Origin of the sequence: Luteolibacter pohnpeiensis, from assembly GCF_016595435.1 — a bacterium.
Taxonomy (GTDB): Bacteria; Verrucomicrobiota; Verrucomicrobiia; order Verrucomicrobiales; family Akkermansiaceae; genus Luteolibacter; species Luteolibacter pohnpeiensis.
Genome location: NZ_JAENIJ010000001.1, coordinates 138,797 through 157,860 on the forward strand (window position 1 = coordinate 138,797; position 19,064 = coordinate 157,860).

The window sequence follows — 19,064 nt, forward strand, 5'->3', positions numbered from 1 at the left end:
GTCAGGTAGAGGTGGTTTGGGTGATTTCCATCAACGTTTTTCGAAGACCGGCTAAGGTAATCGGTTTGGAAAGGTAACCATCCATGCCTGCAGCGGCGGCGGCGTCGCGGTCTTCATGGAATGCATTTGCCGTCAATGCAATCACGTATGGCGGATGCGGTAAATTATCTGATTTAATCCGTGCGCTTGCTTCCAATCCATCCATGACCGGCATTTGAATATCCATGAAAACAATGTCGTAATCATTGGCGTGAACCGCATCCACGGCTTGCTGGCCATCGTCGACAATCACTGGATCAATGCCCATCCGGCGTAGCAGAAGGCGAACGACTTTTTGGTTGTTCGGGTTATCCTCGGCAACGAGCACACGCAGCCCTTTCAGTCGGTCTGTTTCAGGTTCTGCAGCAGCAGGTTTGGCGCTAAGCGCGAGAGGAGTAGCCTGCGGGTCCGGGAACAAGCGTGACAGGAGGCTATGGATGGCAGTCGGCCAGACTGGCTTGCTGCAGATTTCGTCAAAGACGTCCCTGACTTCGGTTAGATAGGAATTGTCGGAACCGAGCAGGACAAAGCGGGTGTTCTTGCAGTCCTGGATCGCTTTGAGCGCATTTACCAATTCAGCGCCGTCCATGGCCGGCATCCGATAGTCGGTGAGAATCAAATCGAAGGATGGCGATTTTTTGCAGATGGCAATCGCTTCCGCCGGGCTGTCAGCCGCTTGGCAATGGATGCCACGCAAGCTCAGGATTTCACCCAGAATCCGGCGGTTCAGATCATTGTCATCGACGATCAAGACCCGCAGATTGCTGAACCGGGAATTTGCACTCGCATTCGCGGGGCTTGATTGCGCCAACTGTGGAGCTTGGAGAAGGGTCGCAGATGCGGTGAAATTGGAACCCTCACCCTGGACGCTCGATACATGGATGTCTCCGTGCATCAGTTGTGCAAGGCGTTTGCTGATCGCGAGGCCCAGGCCGGAACCACCAAAACGGCGCGTGGTCGAGGAGTCTTCCTGGATGAACGGTTTGAACAACTTTTCCATGGAGGACGTGGCAATGCCAATCCCGGAGTCCTTGACATTGAAGATGATGTCCCAGTGGTTTTCGGAGCTTTGCCGTCCCTCAACCATGAGGCTTACAAACCCTGCGTGGGTGAACTTCACGGCATTGCCCAGCAGGTTCACCAGGATTTGGCGCAGCCTGCCTGAATCTCCGACGAGGAATTCCGGAATGGACGGATCAATCCGGCAGATCATTTCGATGTCTTTGCCAATGGAAGCAACGCGCACCACCTCGAACACCTCGCGGCAGAGATCGGGCATCGAGAACGGTGTTGATTCCAATTCGATTTTGCCACTTTCGATGCGCGAGTAGTCGAGAATGTCATTGATGAGTTCGAGCAGGAAGTGGCTCGAACGCAGAATGGTTTCCGCGTAATCTTTTTGCTGGGTATTGAGATCCGTGGTTTCCAGCAGCGATGCGATGCCGATGACCGCATTCAGCGGGGTCCGGATTTCATGGCTCATCGTCGCCAGGAAGGTGCTTTTGGCTTTGTTGGCACGTTCTGCGGCAATCGCCGCGTGATTGGCTTCATCCCGAGCCAATCTGAGGGCATCCGATTCGCCTTGTGCCACCACTTTGAGGCCGATGTTGGCGGCTGCGGAGCGCATGATGGCAATTTCCCAAGCCTCCCAGTGGCGATCTTCGGTGCAGACGTTGAATCCAAGCATTCCCCAAAGGTTGTCACCGGCAAAAATCGGAACCATCACCAGCGATCGGATTTCACGGCTTTTCAGGCCTTTCTGTTGATGGGCGGGGAAATCTGCTACGACGCCGGCGATGTCGTGACCGGCGGCCCACGCCTGATACCAATCGAGACAGCCGCTCGCCTGGAAATCGAACAAATGCAGCGGAGGCAGCGGCTTTATCCTGCGCAACTCGGATTTCCATTCCGCGATCTGCCTCATCATGGGCATCCCGGTCTGTGGATGAGCGTGAATGGTATAGAGATAGGATTGATCGACCATGGCGGCGTGGCCAAGTGCTTCCATGATATGTTGCCACATGGAGGCTTCGAAACTGTCTGAAAGCAGGGAGGTGCTGATGGATGCAACGGCTTCCAAAAGGGTTGCGGATCTCCGCGAGCGGGTGATGTCGCGCTTGATCGCCATGAATCCTGTGAGGACGCCCTGATTGTCGAAGAGTGGCTGGCACTCGATGTGAACCAGGTAGCTGCGACCGTCTTTGGTGATGTTTTCGGTTTCGGTTTCGAAGCCCTGGCCCGCTGAAAGTTTGCGTTTGGCCTCTGCCAGAGCAGCGTGCGAGGCATTGGTCCTGCCTAGCAAGTGGCCTTCGGGTTTGCCGACAATTTCCTCACGGGTGTAGCCACTCATGCGGGTGAAACCTTCGTTGGCCCACTCGATTTTGCCCTGGGTATCGGTAATCAGAACGGCGTTATCGGTCCGTTTCGCAACGAAGGCCAGGCGGTCTGCTTCCGCGCGGCTCCGGCGCAATGCCAGCTCGGTGTCCTTGATGTTGGTGAGGTCGACAACGGCCAGGATAAAGCCGGCTTCCTTGCCGGATTCTTCGAGCGGAGCTTGGAATGCCTGCACGGCGACATCGGTGCCATCCGGACATTGCAAAGTCGCCTCAAAGCCGGCCCGTCCACCGGTGGCTGTCCCCGGCATGGCCATCAGGGCCCGTAGTGGCATGCCGATCAATTGGGATTCCGACCGTTTTGACATGCGGATGAAGGCGGCATTGGCGTAGGCGACGAAGCCGTCCGAGCTGACCACTGCCAGGCCGTTTGGCACGGATTCCATCACGTGCAGGGCGAAGCGGCGTTGCTTGTCGATTTCGATGCGCGAGCGGTGGCTTTCGTCAATGTTGAGAATGGTCCCGACCACCCGGGATTCGCCGGATTGGTGATCTTCATTGACCACACGACCGCGAAGCATGAACCAAAGCCAGCGTCCTTGGCTGTCTTTGAGGCGGATTTCAGCTTCGGATGAAATCGATTTCTCATCTGGTTTGGAGCGAAGCAAATTCAGCAATAAGCGTCTGTCCTCCGGGTGGACTCTGCGCCAGATCTGCCTCAAGGGATTGAGCGACAGGCTGTTTGACCATCCAAGCATGGTCGAAATCCGCTCACCCATTCCCAAACGGAGGGTTTTTGGAAACCATTCCCAGGTGTCGAACTCGGCCGCTTTCATGGCGTCGGTGAGTCGCTCTGACAATTGATCCACGCGGGAAGTGTGGGAGATCGATGCGAGATGGAGCAGAAACAGGGCGAGCAGCAAGCTCGCGACGGAAACCGTCACTCCCATGGCTGCCAATCGGCGCGCTGCATACGGACGCAGCCATTCGCTGGCCGGGTAGTCCACGCCCAGCGCCGCTACCGCCTGGCGCTTGCCCGGAGCGTAGATCGGCAAGGTTGCGGTGAACCAAACCCCCCATTCATCGGAATTTGGGCCACCAAAGAAGGAGTTGCCGCCGAGTGTATTCAGCCATTTCTGCGGATCGGCATTCAGCGGCGATCCTGGCGGCGAAAATTCCCGCGAGGTGGGACTTTCGGCATCGACGAGAAAGACCAAGCGATCGTGCCGCATGCCGACGAGATAAACAAACCGGGTCTTCGGCAGTGCCTGGTGAATGTTCACCAGGCGAGATCTCAGCGTCAGATACGCTTCGCTCCGAGTCTCGTCTGGATTGCCTTCGATCGCAGGGATGAGATTGGATTCCAAGGTGGTGGCACCGAGGTTGATGGCGCTGATGAGAGTATCGACTTGTTCCTGCTGGGCTTGATTTCCCAACCAATAGGCAAGCCATGCACCGTTGGTGACGGTGATGATGGCCGCCGTCATGATGATCGTCGTGCCAATCCGTTTGCGGCGACGAAGATTGGCGGAGAGTTCCAAGTTCACCGGTTCTACCACCGGTTTCCATAGTAGGAAGGCGATCCAAAGTGAGCCTGCTGCGGCGCCAGTGAGTGCCAGGATCATCGCCGTTCTGGTCGATGATTGGCCTTTGCCGTAAATGTCGTAAGCAGTTTCGACTGTTTCCGGCAGCATGCAAATGACCGGGATGAGGCTTAAAATGACGGCAACACTCAGCCTCGTGATGAATTTTGGTGGGTTGGGGGCGTTTTGTTGCCGCCAGCCGGGGATTCTCCAGCCAGCCGCAAAGGCCAGTAAGGAAGAGGAAATCAGGAATGCCGCAGAGTGCAGCATTTTGACGCCGAGGATGAAAAATGCCACGAACGACAGTGACACGGCGAGAAACCGGCACAGGCGCAGGAGTTTGCGCTTTTTAAGACTGCCACCCAGCGCAAAGCGAACCAGGCTGGCGCAGAAAACCGCACCATAAAGCGCGTTGAGCACGATGATGGAAGAGCGGTCCGCACCGCTTGCAAAAGTTAAAAGTCCCGACCATGTCTGAATACCTAACGCGCTGAATGCCAGTGCTAGCCATAACCAGCGGTTCAGCCGTTGTGGCTGGAAATAAACCATGATCGCCCCTGCCGCAGCCGACAGGAGAAACAGCCCGAGCATGAAGACGAGATAATCCATCAATCTCGAAGGTTCGGGGGGGTGAACGCATTCCACGCGTGAAGTGGAATGCGCAGCTGAGTCAGTGGGGGGAACTGGTTCATCCGGATTTGCAGAGGTAATGATTTACCCTGGCGAATGTCAACGAGCTTGAGAACAGTGTATGATCTCTCGATGCCATCGCCTGCAAACCGGATGCATCCGGTAGTCGCTACGGCAATGACTGAAGAGACTGTTCGAAGGTATCGTTTTCATCGAGGGATAGCACAAACTGCGTGAGCAACTCGATAATCTTGGAGATGTCATCAAGGTGAGCGGTCTCCACAACCGAGTGCATGCAACGTAACGGAAGCGATACCAACGCGCTAGGTACGCCATCACGGGTGTGGAAGATCTTGTCGGTGTCCGTGCCGGTAAAGCGGCTGCTGGCTTCGTGCTGGAGCGGGATTTTTGCTTCGGCTGCGACCTCGATGACGCGCTTGGTCACCAAAGGATGATTCGCAGTGCCGTGGGTGAGGGCGGGGCCTCCGTTCAGTTTCACTTGGCCATATTTCGTCGCATCCATGCCTGGGGTGTCGGTGGCGTGAGTGACGTCTAGGCAGATGCAAACGTCCGGCATCAAGCGGTGGGTTGCCATCATCGCACCGTGACCACCGATTTCCTCTTGAATGCAGTTGAGGCAGATGAGTGAGAAATCCGGCTTCTGACCGGAAGCGGCGATTCGCTTCATGACCTGGGCAATGATGTAGCCGCCAACGCGGTTGTCCAGGGCGCGGCTGACGATCTTGTTGTTGCCGAGTTCCATCATCCCTTCCTGATAAACGGCTGGATGACCGACGCGAATGCCCAGCTCGGCGACTTCTTCTGCGCTGTCGGCTCCGACATCGATCCAGAGTTCGTGAACTTCCGGTGCATGCTCCGGCCCGGAAAGAAACCGGCGGAGGTGGATCGCGGTATTTCCAATGATGCCGGACACCGGGCCTTTATCACCGAGGATCGTGAGACGTCTGCCTCGCGCGATGGCGACGTCAGAGCCTCCCATGCGATCGACCCGGATGAAGCCTTTCTCGTCGATGTATTTGATCATGAAACCGATCTCATCGGCGTGTGCCGTGAGCATGACGGTCCGCTTGGATTTGCCCGCCAAGGTTGCCCAGGTGGAGCCGTAGGCATCGCACTGGACGTCGTCAGCATATTCGCCGATCCATTTGGCCCAGACTCGCTGGCCAGGCATTTCGAATCCGGTCGGGCTGGGGGTGATGAGAAGGTTGTTGAGGAATTCGCGATCGTCTTTATTCACGCCCTCATTCAAGGAAAACCCCGGCCTGCTGGCAAGGGCGGACGGGGAATAACCCCATCAAAGACTGGCCTTGAGAGCGGAAAGCAGCAGATCCACGTTGGCGACGGTCGCGGCATGTCCCATCAGCCCGATACGCCATGCTTTTCCGGCAAATGGTCCAAGCCCGGCACCGATTTCGATCGAGTAGTTTTCCAGCAGCGCCTGCCGCACGCTTGCATCGTCGATGCCATCCGGAATGTGGACGCAGTTCAGCGTGTGCAAAGAATGCTTTGGGACATAGGAAATGCCCATCGTTTCCAATCCGGCACGCAGCCGCAGGTGGACCTGGCGGTGACGCTCGATCCGATTTTCCAAACCTTCTTCCAGCACGATGGCGAGCGCCTCATATAGCGCATAGATCATGTTGACCGGTGCGGTGTGGTGGTAAGCGCGCTTGCCACTGCCACTGTAGTAGGCTTTCAGCATCGAGACGTCGAAATACCAGCTCTGAACCTTGGTTTTGCGCTTTTCCATCGCGTCCATCGCAGCGGGTGAAAACGAAACCGGTGAGAGTCCAGGCGGGCAGGAGAGACATTTCTGGGTGCCGGAGTAAATGGCATCGATTTGCCAATCATCGACTCGAACCTCGTGCCCGCCAAGTGAGGTGACGGCATCGACGACAAGCAGCATGCCAGCTTCGTGGACGATTTTGGAGACGGATTCGATCGGTTGGTGCGCGCCGGTGGAGGTTTCCGCGTGGACGATCGCCAAGGCTTTTGACTTTGGAAAGCGCTCCACCGCATCCGCGATCATCTCATCCGGAAACGTTTCACCCCAAGGAACTTCGATCGCGTGGACCGTGACTCCTGCACGCTGCATCACGTCCACCATCCGCGTTCCGAAAACTCCGTTCACACAGACGATGGCTTCGTCGCCTGGCTCCATCAGGTTCGTCACAATGCACTCCATGCCAGCCATACCCGTCGCGGAAACGGGGAAGGTGAGGGCATTTTGGGTTTGGAACACATCCCGTAACATCACGCAGGTCTGATCCATGATCTCGACATACTTCGGGTCGAGATGACCCAGCGTGGGCGAACCGAGAGCCCGGAGGACCCGGCTGGATACCGAGCTAGGGCCTGGTCCCATCAAAATGCGTTCCGGTGGATTGAGAGGTTTCATGGCGATATGGAGAAAGTTTTAACAGTGGTGATGATCAGCTCCGGGCCTTGGCAAAGCCGGGTTTGATTTTCTCGTAGATCATCGAAATTCGGTCATCGTATGGGGCAAACGCGCTTTTCATGGCGTTGATCGAAAGTTTTTCCAGGTCTGCGAGGCTCAGATTGAAGGTTTCCGCGGCGAGCTTGGTTTCCCGTGTCATGCTGGTGTCACTCATCAATCGATCGTCCGTATTCAGGCTAACGCGAAACCCGCGCTCGAAAAATTTGCCAAAGGGATGCTCCTCCAAAGTTGGCGTCGCCCCGGTGTGGACGTTGCTCAGTAGACACATTTCCAAAGGGATACGTCGATCCAAAATGTATTGGGCGAGGGGACCGAGCTTCAGGCTTCCGTCCGGCATGGTCTGAATGTCATCCCGCAGCCGCGTTGCGTGGCCCAGGCGATGAGCCCCGCAATACTGCAGCGCCTGCCAGATGGATTCCGGTCCGAACGCTTCACCCGCGTGAATGGTGATATAAAAATTGGCGCGCTCGATCGCTTGAAAGGCCTCGACATGTTTTTTGGGTGGAAACCCGGATTCGCCACCGGCGAGGTCAAAGCCGACAACTCCTCGTTCCCGCCAGCGGATCGCAAGCTCCGCAGCTTCTAGAGAGCTGGACAGGTGGCGCATCGCGCAAATGATCAGCCCCCATTCCACTCCGTATGTCTGCTGGCCGCGCTCAAGGCCGCGAATCACGGCTTCCACCACCTCATCCTGATTCAGGCCCGAATGGATGTGCAGAATCGGCGCGAAACGCACTTCGGCGTAGACGACGCCGTCTTCGTACATGTCCTCGATGAATTCAAATGCAACACGCTCAATGGCTTCAGGTGTTTGCATCACCGAGGTGGTGTGCTGGAAGCCTTCGAGATATTCCGGCAAATTTCCCCGCTGGGCACCACGGTGGAACCAATCCGCCAAATCTTTTGCATCGCGCGTGGGAAGGCCGCGATAATTTTGTTCTTCCGCCAGCTCGATCACGGTGCGCGGGCGCAGGCCTCCGTCCAGGTGTTCGTGCAGTAAGACTTTAGGTAGTTTTTGGATATCAACTACTTGAGTAAGATTTTTTCCTCTCAGCCGCGTGAGATCAACCGCTTCAGGCGGTAGTTTGATTGCGGTGCTTTCCATCATGATCCAACGCGTTCAGCAGTTTCCGGTCCTGAGGCATTGAGAAAGCACAAAAAGCATAGGCTTGATTTGTAAAGATGTCCTAAATAATCTGCACGCTCTCAGAACAATGGCCCGAAAGAGCACCAAAAAACCCAGCAATCGACCTGCGCCAGCCAATCAGCGGCGTTCGCGGCAACCGATTACGGAGCTATTGAGCACCGCAAACCGCCGTGCCCACGAGCGCGCAAACCGTCGCGGTGGGCGGCGGGAGTATCGATCTGTCCAGGCCGCAATCGCCGAGTCCGCACCAATGGACGACATCGGCGCACTTGAATGGACCAAGCGCCTGCTGCGCTGGATCATCGGTCTGATCCTGCTGCCAATCTGCTGGGTGACGACGTGGACCTTTCTTTCACGTTTTTCGTATGCGACCGTGCATCAAGGGTTTTGGCAAACGCCGGAGTTTTGGTATTTCGCCACCGGCATTTTATTAATGGTGGGCTGGTTTTGGTCAGGACTTCTGCGGGATTTATTTTTATATTTATATGTATTGGGCCACGAGTTGACCCATGCGATTTTTGTCATCATCCATTTTGGCAAAGTCACCGATTTTCATGTCAGCACGTCGGGCGGTTATATCACGACCAATAAGACGAATCTGATGATCGCGCTGTCTCCTTATTTCGTACCTTTTTGGTCGGCCGTTGTGGTGCTCGCCTATTTGCTAGGAAGGTTATTTTTCGGACCAACGCCCGAACTCGAAAATCTGCTTTATGTCACAGTGGGTTATACTTGGGCGTTTCACATGCTTTGGACCTTATGGATGCTGCCGAGGGACCAGCCCGACCTTCAGGAGCACGGCGTTTTCCTTTCGTTGATCATCATCTACTTGGCGAATCTGTTGGTACTCGTTGCCTTGCTTTGCCTGGCAGATGCCCAGTTGGACAGCTTTAGCGCTTTCGGACGCGAATGGATACGCGACGCGGCGACTTGGGGTGATATGGCATGGCGCTGGGCCAACGAGCTCGCACGCACGGTGCAATCCCGGGTCATGTTGTGATTTTTACGCTCGCAGGCTCATGCAAACGTTTCAGGTAAAAGTGAAGCCGAACGCACGTGAAAGTGCTTTGACGCTTCAAGATGACGGAACCTGGAAAGCCTCGATTAAGGCCCCGCCTGTGGATGGCAAAGCGAATGCGGAATTGATCCAATTGATATCAAAGAAGTTCCATTGCTCCAAGTCTGCCATCACCATCAAAAGCGGTGCGGGAGCGCGATTGAAATTGATACATATTTCAAATGTTTGATGAGTCATTTCCTAGTTGGAAAGATGAGTCATTTTTAATGATTTCAGCCATCGATCGCTACGTGATCACGGAATGGTTGAATGGGTTCAGGTGCGATAAGTTCGCCATTGTGTAAGGGATAGCACAATGCCCATCCCCCCAAGGACGGGTCCGCGGGTGTCGGAAAAAGGGATCCGATGCCCGCGGTCATTCCCCGACGGATTTGCTCCTCAAATGATCGGTCGGGAATTCTTTTAAAAATTTTCGTCAAACAAACATTGGTTCGGAAATCTTAGAATTTGTTTTGTAAAAAATACTTGTAGTTAAGAAATTTTTTGCATATTATGCCGGAGTAGTGCTGCAACGCAGGCTTGCTTGTCGAAGCAGGGCTACCATTTCCAGATTTCGTCTGGTTCGTTCGTGAGTGACTGATATCCGGGGGGAGATTGATCGCTCACTTCGTTCAAGGCGGAACCATTTGGGGGAAATGTGCAAGGAAAGGCGCGATCCATTGCGGACGCGCCTTTTCTTTGTTATTTGCGATTTGATTCGGCAAAGAACCAGACGGAACCAGAGCGCTGGGCCATGGTTCCGATCATTCGTTCAGGCCAGAGGGGATGGGTATTCCCCGGAATCGATCAGGTTCTGAATGGAATGCACCACATGCGGCTTGTCGGCCGGATAGGTGACGCCGAACCAGTGGCTTGTGGTTTCGAGAACCTTGCAGTCGGCCTTGCCGGCGCGGATCAAGGAATCGACAACTGTCGGAATGTAGCACTCGGACTTTTCCTCGGTGCCGCGAGCTTTGAGAAAGTCGGTGAACTCGCTTTCGATATGGTCGAAGAAGCACGGGGTAAAAGCCCAGAAATTCATCGAAACTGGCGTGCCCTCGGTGATTTCGCGGCGTTGGCCATCGAGCGCTTGGCCTCTGACGACACCGTCGGATTCGCGCAAAATTTCGACGTATTCCTCGACCTCCGTGAGCAGATCGGCGGCGTCGTGTTTGCAAATGCCACGGTTGACATCGCCGTGATCCGAAAGGGTGTTTTCCAGCGGATATCCGACCATCGCATAGTGGGCGACACCATTTTCCGCTGGCGGGTTGGTGAGAAATTTCGCCGCGCACTCGTAGGCGTTCTGACCGTAGAAATCATCGGCGTTGATGACGGCGAATGGCTCTTTCACGATTTCACGAGCGGCGCGAATCGCGTGGCTGGTCCCCCATGGTTTGGAGCGGCCAGCGGGAACGCTGAATCCTTCCGGCAGATCATCGAGCCGTTGAAAGGCGTAGTCCACTTGAATGGAATCGGCAAACCGCGCACCGACTCCTTGCTTGAAGGCATCGGCAAAATCTTCGCGGATGATGAAAACCACACGGCCAAAGCCGGCGCGAATGGCATCAAAAACCGAGTAGTCCAAGACAGTTTCACCATTCGGGCCCATTGGGTCCATTTGTTTCAGGCCGCCGTATCGGCTGCCCATTCCGGCTGCGAGAACGAGAAGAGTGGGTTTCATGAGTGGTTGGCCGCGTGGTTCGGGACGGCACGCGCGGAGGGAATCAAGACCAGGCGTTTGGAGCAAGCCTGCAGACATTCAGGACCCGCTCAGTGACGCGATTTTAAAGCAAGCAACCCGTATTTTGGACTAAACAGGTAGGCGAGCACGAACAACAGGCCCAGCACGATGACAATCGCGGGACCGGGGGTGATACCGAATTTTCCTGATAACAAAACTGCTGCAAATGAACCGATCCCGCCGACAAGGCCACCACCCCAGAACAGCGCGGAGGTGCGATCGGTCAGCAGCGATATCGTTGCCGCAGGGGTGACCAGCAGGCCGACGGAGAGGATGCAGCCGACGGCTTGGAGTGAGGAAACCAGCGCCAGAACCAGCAGCGCGAAAATCAAATACTGGATCAATCGTACGGGCACGCCTTGTGCGGCAGCGACGTTCGGCTCGAACAAGGTCAGCAGGATCGGCCGCATCAGCAGATTCGTGACCAGCAGGATCAAGCTGCCGATGCCGAATGCGATCCAGAGATCGGCATTGCCGACTGCGATGATATCCCCGAACAACCAGTGCTCAAGTTCCTGCCGCGTATCCAGTTTTGGCAGCAGCGCCAGACCCACGGCAAACGCCGCTGTGTAGAGTACGGCCAGCGCGGTGCCTTGAGCGACCCGGTTTCCCCGTGCAACCGCAACGGAACCAAGGCCGACCAAAAGTGCTGCGAACAAGGCGCCTAGAAACGCATTCCACTGGCTCAGTGCTCCGGTCAGGAAAATACCAAGCGCGATCCCCGGTAACATGGTGTGCGAAAGCGCGGAAACGGATAGCGCATTGCGCCGCAAAACCACGAAGCCGCTAAAAAATCCGTTGCTGAAGCCGATGAATACGGCGGCAACCAGCGCACGCTGGTAGAACGGGTTGTGGAGCATTTCCAAAGGCACGGCAGGGATTAAAGTGTGGCAGAGACAGGTTCGTGGAAGGTCCGCGATACCAATTCCGGGGTTAAAATTTCGTCAACGGGACCGAACGCCAAGGGACGGGTCGACAAAATGAGTGCCTCATCAAACAACAGCGGCAACGTGTTGAGATCGTGGTGCGAGGCGATGACGAGGCGGCCTTCCGTGGCGAGATTTCCCAGCAGCTTGCCGAGCAGTTGTGCGGCGTTGCGGTCTAGTCCGGTAAACGGCTCATCCAACAGCAAAACGTGAGCTTGCTGAGCGATGGCGCGAGCCAGGAATGCGCGCTGTTGCTGGCCGCCGGAAAGTTCGCGGATTTGGCGATCTTGTAGCGATACCAGGTCGAGCGCATGCAACGCACGGTCGACGGCATCGGTATCTTCCGTGGAAAATTTTCTCCACCAGCCAGTTTGTGGGTAGCGCCCCATTTCGACCAGCCCGCGCACGGTGATGGGGAAGGACCAATCGATTTCTTCGCGTTGCGGCAGGTAGGCGAATTCACGCGACCATTTTTTCACCGCGGTGCCGCGCCATTCGATGCTGCCGGAGCTGCGCGGGACCAAACCGGCGATGGCTTTGAGAAGTGTGGACTTTCCGGCACCATTCGGGCCGATCAAGGCGACACGATTTCCGCACGACGTCGCAAGCGAGACATCTTCCAGCGCTAGAACCCTGCGGTAGGAAACCGCGAGGTCACGGATCACCAGCTCATGGTGATGGCCGTGGTGGGCGCAGCAATCATGGTGGCTCGGACTCATTCGGCGGAGGTTTGCAAGGGCAGTTCGAAAAGGTCGTCGATATCGCCCGGCGCATCGAACACATGCTCAATGGTTGGTTTACCCGCAGGCTCCAAGGTGAGCTTGGCAAAGCGATGCGCCCCATCGGGCGGCAGTGATTTCCACTGCACGGTGAGAAAAATGGTCGGATTTTCTGGATCCAGATCGATCGTGCCAGCGAGGTCATGCAGGTTTCCGGGGTCGATCGTGATGCCTTCCGCTTCATCGGAAAGCATCAACCGGTAAGGCATTTGCAGGGCCGGTAGGGTTGGTTCTTGGGCCGAATGAGTTACTTTCTCCGGGGCGACGTTTCGTGTCCGGGTCACGTGCACCATGCCGAAGGCCGCTGCGATCAACGCAACGGACATGAGGATGGTACGAATGAGTGGTGAGCCGCGCACGGCGGCATCCTGCACGCGCGATCGTGTTAATGCAAGGAGGTTGCAGGAACAAATTTTCGATGAAAATCGCGAACCAACGATTCGTTGGAATTTCTCTGGAATTGCGGGTCGGGTGGGAATCATGTTCCGGGCATGCGGATGACGCTCTTTCAAAAACTGGCGACTGCAGCGCTGGTGGCATTGTTGGGTTTGATGGTGGTTGGTGCGGTGGTCCGCGTGACAGGTTCCGGATTGGGGTGCCCCGATTGGCCGATGTGCTGGGGATGCTTGATCCCGCCTTCGAGCGTCGATGAAATCAATTTCAGCAAACTGCCGATGGAGAAGTTCAAAGATGCGGCGGCCAAGGAAGGACTCGATCGCGATACCATCAATGAGCAAAGCCTGCGTGGCGAATTCAACGTCCGGCACGCCTGGACCGAATACATCAACCGACTCTCGTCGGGACCTGTTTCATTGCTGACCCTCGCCACCTTTATCGCCGCATTCCGGCATCGGGAGCGTCCTTTGGTTTTCTGGATGGCATTTGGAGCGGTTCTCTTACTGGTGGCAAATGCATTGGTCGGCGCCGTGGTGGTCTCGACTTTGCTGAAGCCGGCGATCATCACTGGGCATCTGGCGTTGGCGATGTTGATGCTGGGGGCATTGGCATACTGTGCTTGTCGTGGCACCGAGGACCCGTGGCAGATCGAGCTTAAAGGGGGTCAAAAACCGCTCCGCATCGCTGTTTTGTTGTTGCTGGCGGTGGTGGTAGCTGAAGGTTTTTTGGGCACTCAGGTGCGTCAAATGACGGATCAAATGTCACGCGCCCACGTGCATGAGCCACGTTCCCAGTGGATTGGCGAACTGGAACAATCCTGGAAATACCTGGTGCATCGGAGTTTTTCCTGGGCAGTCCTTTTCGTGGCGATTTGGGCCTGGCTTCTCAGCAAGCGTCATCGCGTGGGCGGTCCCGGCCGGGTTGAAAAGGCGGTTCTGGGAGTCGTGATCTTCCAGATGCTGCTGGGGGTGATCATGTCCCAGATTCACATCTACGCCTGGGTGCAAGTGGTGCACATCGGCCTTGCCTCGCTGTTATTGGCCCTGATTTGGGTCTGGTGGTTTGGCCTCTCAGCCGGGAGAAAATGGGTAAAGCCCATGATCCCGGATGTAAGCGGCAACGGTGCGCGGCAAATCGTCTGATGAGCGACCGGCTGCAATCGCTTCGCGGATCTGCGTTGCCGATGCCGGGTGCTCGCCATGCACGAGATGAAACCGGAATCCCTCGCGTGGCGCAGGGGCATCGTCCCGTGCCAGAACGATGAATTGAACGATGGCTGCCAGCTTTTCCGGATGTTTCCAGCGGGGCAAAGCGGCCCATTGATCGCCTCCCATGATCCAATACAGCTCGGCATCGGGTTGCTGGCGCTGGATTTCCTCCGCAGTCCGGTAGGAAAAATTCGGGGTGCCACTGGTGAGCTCGATGTCATCAACCACCGCCCAGGGAAGGTCGGCGGTGGCGAGCTGCAGCATCTTGAGTCGATCCTCCGGGCTGGCTGGATGAGTCCCGGTTTTGTGAGGAGATATTTTGCACGGGATGAACCTCACTTCATCGAGTCCCAGAGCCTCCCATGCAAGGGTGGCCAAATGCAGATGGCCGAGGTGGACGGGATCGAAAGTTCCGCCGAAAAGGGCGATTTTCCGGGGTAGGGTAGACACGGCTGAATCCTTCCCCGATCTTGCGCAACCTGTCAACCCGACGCGGGAATGGTCATCAGGAATTTCGTCTCGATTCCCGGGACTGAGGTCACGCCGATGGTGCCGTGGTGGGCCTCAATCGCGCGTTTCACGATCGAAAGGCCAAGTCCCGTTCCTTTGATTTCGTTACTGGAGTGGTGTTTTTCGACGCGGTAGAAGCGGCGGAAAATGTGAGGGAGGTCAGCGGATGGAATGCCGACACCGTTGTCCTTCACCCAAATCTGGATTTGATCGCCGACTTGTTGGCAGCCGACCTGGATGCGAATGCCGGGCAGGGGGTTCTGCTTCAGGGCGTTTTCCACCAGATTGAACAACACCTGCGTCCAGTAAAAGCGGTCGCCTTCGATCCGAATTTCGGGATCGGGTAGATAAACATCAATCTCGGATTCGTTTTGGCGAATCAACGATTCGAGACGTTCCAGAATGTCATTGATGCAGGCCCGAAACAGGAATGGCTCAATGTTGAGAGCACCAGCCTCGCCGGACTCCAAGCGGGAAATGACCAGCATGTCCTCGACGATGCGCGTGATCCGCTCGGTGTGCTTGCGCATGATCAGCAGGAACCTGCGGGCGAGCGCGGATTGCTCGACCAGGTTGTCCTCGATGAGGTTTTCCAGATAACCACTGATGATGGCCAGCGGGGTTCGCAGCTCGTGCGAAGCATTGGCAACGAAGTCTTTGCGAATTTGCTCCACTTGATGCTCCGCAGTGACATCGCGAATGATGACGCGGATATCGACGCTGGATTCCAGTTTGGCGACATCCACCGTCCAAGCGTTTTGGCCACGGGTTTCCAGATCGCCCCGTGGAGAAGTCTGCTGGCTGTTGACGATCCGGGTTTGCACGGGTTCGCCCGTGTTGAGGCAACGGCTGATGGCCTTGGAAATACTGGAGTCCAGAATCGCTTCGAGCACCGGCCGACCGCATTGGATACGGCCATCGAATAGCGAAATGGCGGCCTGGTTGGCGAAGCGGATGACCCAGTCGCCATCTATGATGAAAAACGCATCGCCGAGCGCGTCCAGCATCCGGTCCCGTTCATCACGGGCATGCTCCAGCTGGGTCGTGTGCCTTGCGGTTTGCTCAGACATTTCCTCCTGGAAACGCTTGATGGTACGTGCCGATTTCAAGGTCGTATGAATGGAAAAGATGATCGCGATAGCAGCTATGGCGGCAACAATGACAAGAGCGGCGGTCATTTTTCAGCAACGCGGTATCCAAATCCGCGGATGGTTTCAACCAAGGCTCCATGTGTCCCCAGTTTTTGGCGTAAACGCTTCATGTGAGTGTCCAGCGTCCGGCTATGGACCTCATCGCTGTATCCCCAAACGGTTCGCAGCAGGTCGTTCCGGTCTTGCGACTTGCCGGAGCGTTCACAAAGAAAAAGCAGAAGCTTGAACTCGGTGGCGGTCAAATCCACCGGCTCACCCTCAATGTAAAATTTAAGGGCATTTTTATCGAACCGGAATGGTCCGTAAGTGAATTCCGCGACCCCTGGCGGCGCGTCGGTTCTCTTGATGACCGCCTGAATGCGGAGCATCAGTTCCTTTGGGGAGAAGGGTTTCGTGAGGTAGTCATCCGCACCCACTTCCAAGCCCTGAATGCGGTCTTCGGTCTGCGCGCGTGCGGTCAGCATGATGACCGGGATGTTCATGCTGCGGGCATCCCGGCGGATTTCACGAAATACCCCATAGCCATCCCGGCCGGGCAGCATCAGGTCCAGCACGATCAAGTCCGGACGTTCGCGCATGGCGATTTCCGTGCCGGAAATTCCGTCATGCGCTTTCAACGCTTCGTAACCAGCTCGCTCCAGATTGAAGGCGATAAGATCGGCGATGTCTTTTTCGTCCTCGATGATCAAGATCCTGTGCATCGCGAAGAGGTGTATTCCGGTGCGCCGTCGAAGAAAGATGCCCCTTGTGACGGTTTGGTCACAAGAGATCGTGAGAAATGTAGCTTCCCGGTTTGGTGGTTCGGGCAACGCCAATTTTCACTCCAGCTTCCAGCGAAGTATTCACGCCGGTTTTGACTCCGTCACCGATGACCGCACCAAATTTCAGGCGGCCTGTATTGACCGGCTGGCCTTGGATCACAGAGGTGTGATGACGTCCGTCGTGACGGTGGTTTTCCGTGCAGGTCCCAGCTCCGAGAGTGACGTGGGTGCAGATGATTGAATCCCCCACGTAGCATTGCCGTGAAATGTAGGAGTTGTTGTAAATGATTGAGTTCTTCACTTCCGCGCCGTTTCCGACAAAGCAGTTCGAGCCGATGCTGGTCGCCCCGCGGATGTAGGCATTGGGGCCGATCTGGCTGTTGGGGCCGATCAAAACAGGTCCCTCGATCACCGTTCCGGCGAGGATTTTTGATCCTTTCCCGAGCCGCACACAACCGCTGATGGTGGCCAAAGGGCTGACTTCGCCGAGCAGGGAAGTTTCATCCATCATGGCCAGAACTTCCTCGTTCATCCGCAGAATATCCCACGGATAGCGGACTGGAAAGCAATCGGCCTCGGTGACGATTTTTTGCGCACAACTTTCAGGATCTTCAAAACCCTTCCAGGCCAGAAGATTGTTATCGCTATCATAAAGCCGGGCTGACTCGGGATTTCTTCCGAGCATCACCAAAGCTCCTGTCTCAATCCAGTTGTCAATCGGGATCCGCAACGTGCGCGGCGTTGCGGTCTCCGGGGTGACAATTTCAAAACCATTGCGGATCAATTCCGCCGTCAGCAGATCCTTCATCGGCAGGTTCGCGATCGGGCACGCGCCGAGGTCGCGGTTGGCGGTGATGGGGGAGCAATAGGCAGGAAATCTGGGAGGTAACAGTATAGCTTGCATCGCAACATTTACCCTATCATGCGATGTGCATTGAGGCACGTTTTTTCGGTCAATTTTCAGAGTATTTTGCGTGCCACTCGGCGTATACCTTCGGCGAGATCTCAGATGGCTTGATTTCGGACCGGCCACCCCAGAAAACATTGGTGTAAGTGACGGGGATCCCAACGGATTCCAAATGGCGGTCAATCGCCGCTTTGTGCTCCAGCACGCGGGCTTTTTCCGTTCCGTGCATCACGCCCATGATATTGACGTTGCCAAATTGCGGGCCGCCCTCGCGCCAATACGCGTGGGTCATGCAATAATGGCGGCCGACTTGTTCGCCTGCTTCGATTTCACGACCTTTCGGCACCGCCCAATGGAATAGCCCGTTGAAACGAGTGACCCGTTCGCCTGTCGCCGATGGCTTGACGTGTTCAAGGAAGGTGGAAAAACGGCCGATCACTTTTTTCGCATTCAATTCCTCAGCGATCTGGCAGAACCGCTCGATGGTGACGCCTGCTTGCTCAGCACGCCCAGCCCATGGCTCATAGCCGATTTCTTCCGAGGTGAGCTCTTCCTTCAGCGCGAGCAAGATGTTCCACTCTTCGGGAGAAAGCTCGACCGTCGCAGTGGTCATCATGGAGGCCACCTCATCGGCTTTGTCTCCAGGTTCCATGGATTTGCGGCGCACGTGGCCCACGCCGAGCGCGAACACGCCGTTTGCAGGCATTAGCAAATATTCCGTCGCCCCCGTCAGGCGCAGCAAGGTCTTGGCGTGAAAATCGAGCGACTCGCCGACAGGAACTTTCAAAGTGGTCCAGAGCCGGTAGCCAGATCCGGAAACTTCGGTATCCGTGGAGCGAATCACCACGTGGCCGGAAAATGGATCTTCCTTCGACATGAAATCGAATGCCGCGGTGAGTTTGTCTTCCGGCACTTTCCAAGCGACCAATGCTCCGTGAGCGAGTTTGGTGGATAGAAGTGTTTGCCGGACCCGGCGGATGACCCCGGCTTCAAGCATCGCGCGGATGCGCTCAATCACCGTTGGCAAATCGACTCCGGATTTCTCGGCGATCAGGTGGAAAGGATGGCGATGAAATCCAGCGATGAGATCTTCAGAAATCGCGAGAATTTTGGCGTTGATCGGGTCAGTGTGCTCGACGGGAATCGTGTGCATGTCGGGACGCTAGAACCAGTCGTGGCGAAATGCTTGGAAAAAATAATCGATGCGGTGATTTTGGCGAGATGTGCTGAATCAGCGTGCGACCTAGGCAAATCCGAGGACGCGAATCAGTGCGAGGGGAGACCGCCACTCTGGACAGATCCGAATCAACGTCAGGACGATCCCTATTGGAAATCGATCATCCGTACCAGAAAATGCCAAAGGCAAAGTTTCCTGTGCCGATTGTTCGGACTCGGGATTTTTCAAAGCGCATGG

At 56.0% G+C, this 19,064-nt stretch carries 16 protein-coding genes; 3 read left to right on the forward strand and 13 right to left on the reverse strand.

The window, feature by feature from the left end; genetic code table 11:
* Window position 1: 1 nt before the first annotated feature.
* The 4 genes from JIN85_RS00620 to JIN85_RS00635 form a co-directional block, all read right to left on the reverse strand.
* On the reverse strand, window positions 2–4,564 hold the full coding sequence (locus tag JIN85_RS00620) for a response regulator (protein ID WP_200266547.1): 4,563 nt from the start codon (window positions 4,562–4,564) through the stop codon (window positions 2–4).
* A gap of 190 nt (window positions 4,565–4,754) precedes the next feature.
* Window positions 4,755–5,843 (reverse strand): M42 family metallopeptidase, encoded by a 1,089-nt coding sequence (locus tag JIN85_RS00625; protein WP_325107824.1) that lies wholly within the window; start codon window positions 5,841–5,843, stop codon window positions 4,755–4,757.
* Window positions 5,844–5,900: 57 nt separating this feature from the next.
* Window positions 5,901–7,004, reverse strand: a complete 1,104-nt coding sequence (locus JIN85_RS00630; RefSeq protein ID WP_200266549.1) for a pyridoxal-phosphate-dependent aminotransferase family protein — start codon at window positions 7,002–7,004, stop codon at window positions 5,901–5,903.
* Between the two features lie 34 nt (window positions 7,005–7,038).
* Window positions 7,039–8,172 (reverse strand): adenosine deaminase, encoded by a 1,134-nt coding sequence (locus JIN85_RS00635; protein ID WP_234047148.1) that lies wholly within the window; start codon window positions 8,170–8,172, stop codon window positions 7,039–7,041.
* 289 nt (window positions 8,173–8,461) lie between these two features.
* On the opposite strand from JIN85_RS00635, the gene JIN85_RS00640 reads away from it, so the two are divergent.
* Window positions 8,462–9,211, forward strand: coding sequence for a hypothetical protein (locus tag JIN85_RS00640; protein WP_200266551.1), 750 nt, complete (start codon window positions 8,462–8,464; stop codon window positions 9,209–9,211).
* A 19-nt stretch (window positions 9,212–9,230) separates the two neighbouring features.
* Complete coding sequence (locus tag JIN85_RS00645; protein WP_200266553.1) at window positions 9,231–9,458, forward strand: DUF167 domain-containing protein; 228 nt, start codon at window positions 9,231–9,233, stop codon at window positions 9,456–9,458.
* A gap of 582 nt (window positions 9,459–10,040) precedes the next feature.
* Here the strand turns inward: JIN85_RS00645 and JIN85_RS00650 are convergent.
* From JIN85_RS00650 to JIN85_RS00665, 4 genes are all read right to left on the reverse strand, one after another.
* Window positions 10,041–10,952, reverse strand: a complete 912-nt coding sequence (locus JIN85_RS00650; protein ID WP_234047149.1) for a nucleotidyltransferase family protein — start codon at window positions 10,950–10,952, stop codon at window positions 10,041–10,043.
* 89 nt (window positions 10,953–11,041) lie between these two features.
* Window positions 11,042–11,884 (reverse strand): metal ABC transporter permease, encoded by an 843-nt coding sequence (locus tag JIN85_RS00655; RefSeq protein WP_325107825.1) that lies wholly within the window; start codon window positions 11,882–11,884, stop codon window positions 11,042–11,044.
* 8 nt (window positions 11,885–11,892) lie between these two features.
* Window positions 11,893–12,657 (reverse strand): metal ABC transporter ATP-binding protein, encoded by a 765-nt coding sequence (locus tag JIN85_RS00660; RefSeq protein ID WP_200266555.1) that lies wholly within the window; start codon window positions 12,655–12,657, stop codon window positions 11,893–11,895.
* Window positions 12,654–13,043 carry a hypothetical protein gene (locus JIN85_RS00665; protein ID WP_200266557.1) on the reverse strand — a complete coding sequence of 130 codons (390 nt, stop codon included), beginning with the start codon at window positions 13,041–13,043 and terminating at the stop codon, window positions 12,654–12,656. Before JIN85_RS00665 ends, JIN85_RS00660 begins: the two co-directional genes overlap by 4 nt.
* A gap of 165 nt (window positions 13,044–13,208) precedes the next feature.
* Here JIN85_RS00665 and JIN85_RS00670 point away from each other — a divergent pair, with 165 nt between their 5' ends.
* Window positions 13,209–14,255 (forward strand): COX15/CtaA family protein, encoded by a 1,047-nt coding sequence (locus JIN85_RS00670; protein ID WP_200266559.1) that lies wholly within the window; start codon window positions 13,209–13,211, stop codon window positions 14,253–14,255.
* Here JIN85_RS00670 and nadD read toward each other — a convergent pair.
* The 5 genes from nadD to JIN85_RS00695 are packed head-to-tail and all read right to left on the reverse strand — an operon-like array spanning window position 14,184 to window position 18,803.
* Window positions 14,184–14,771, reverse strand: a complete 588-nt coding sequence (gene nadD / locus JIN85_RS00675; RefSeq protein WP_200266561.1) for a nicotinate (nicotinamide) nucleotide adenylyltransferase — start codon at window positions 14,769–14,771, stop codon at window positions 14,184–14,186. The two genes, JIN85_RS00670 and nadD, sit on opposite strands and share 72 nt — an antisense overlap.
* Before the next feature lie 32 nt (window positions 14,772–14,803).
* Window positions 14,804–16,009: a sensor histidine kinase gene (locus JIN85_RS00680; protein WP_200266563.1), complete on the reverse strand. Its 1,206-nt coding sequence runs from the start codon at window positions 16,007–16,009 to the stop codon at window positions 14,804–14,806.
* Window positions 16,006–16,683, reverse strand: a complete 678-nt coding sequence (locus JIN85_RS00685; protein ID WP_200266565.1) for a response regulator transcription factor — start codon at window positions 16,681–16,683, stop codon at window positions 16,006–16,008. Before JIN85_RS00685 ends, JIN85_RS00680 begins: the two co-directional genes overlap by 4 nt.
* A 58-nt stretch (window positions 16,684–16,741) precedes the next feature.
* On the reverse strand, window positions 16,742–17,647 hold the full coding sequence (locus JIN85_RS00690; RefSeq protein ID WP_200266567.1) for a hypothetical protein: 906 nt from the start codon (window positions 17,645–17,647) through the stop codon (window positions 16,742–16,744).
* Between the two features lie 49 nt (window positions 17,648–17,696).
* Window positions 17,697–18,803, reverse strand: a complete 1,107-nt coding sequence (locus tag JIN85_RS00695) for an Lrp/AsnC family transcriptional regulator (RefSeq protein ID WP_200266569.1) — start codon at window positions 18,801–18,803, stop codon at window positions 17,697–17,699.
* Between the last annotated feature and the right edge of the window lie 261 nt (window positions 18,804–19,064).

What these genes read in the sequence shown, in the direction of transcription:
- JIN85_RS00670 (WP_200266559.1), top strand. Translation starts at nt 13,209, where the DNA reads ATGCGGATGACGCTCTTTCAAAAACTGGCGACTGCAGCGCTGGTGGCA.
- JIN85_RS00695 (WP_200266569.1), bottom strand. Translation starts at nt 18,803, where the DNA reads ATGCACACGATTCCCGTCGAGCACACTGACCCGATCAACGCCAAAATT.
- JIN85_RS00690 (WP_200266567.1), bottom strand. Translation starts at nt 17,647, where the DNA reads ATGCAAGCTATACTGTTACCTCCCAGATTTCCTGCCTATTGCTCCCCC.
- JIN85_RS00680 (WP_200266563.1), bottom strand. Translation starts at nt 16,009, where the DNA reads ATGACCGCCGCTCTTGTCATTGTTGCCGCCATAGCTGCTATCGCGATC.
- JIN85_RS00685 (WP_200266565.1), bottom strand. Translation starts at nt 16,683, where the DNA reads ATGCACAGGATCTTGATCATCGAGGACGAAAAAGACATCGCCGATCTT.
- JIN85_RS00635 (WP_234047148.1), bottom strand. Translation starts at nt 8,172, where the DNA reads ATGATGGAAAGCACCGCAATCAAACTACCGCCTGAAGCGGTTGATCTC.
- JIN85_RS00665 (WP_200266557.1), bottom strand. Translation starts at nt 13,043, where the DNA reads ATGTCCGTTGCGTTGATCGCAGCGGCCTTCGGCATGGTGCACGTGACC.
- JIN85_RS00650 (WP_234047149.1), bottom strand. Translation starts at nt 10,952, where the DNA reads ATGAAACCCACTCTTCTCGTTCTCGCAGCCGGAATGGGCAGCCGATAC.
- JIN85_RS00645 (WP_200266553.1), top strand. Translation starts at nt 9,231, where the DNA reads ATGCAAACGTTTCAGGTAAAAGTGAAGCCGAACGCACGTGAAAGTGCT.
- JIN85_RS00630 (WP_200266549.1), bottom strand. Translation starts at nt 7,004, where the DNA reads ATGAAACCTCTCAATCCACCGGAACGCATTTTGATGGGACCAGGCCCT.
- JIN85_RS00640 (WP_200266551.1), top strand. Translation starts at nt 8,462, where the DNA reads ATGGACGACATCGGCGCACTTGAATGGACCAAGCGCCTGCTGCGCTGG.
- JIN85_RS00620 (WP_200266547.1), bottom strand. Translation starts at nt 4,564, where the DNA reads ATGGATTATCTCGTCTTCATGCTCGGGCTGTTTCTCCTGTCGGCTGCG.
- JIN85_RS00660 (WP_200266555.1), bottom strand. Translation starts at nt 12,657, where the DNA reads ATGAGTCCGAGCCACCATGATTGCTGCGCCCACCACGGCCATCACCAT.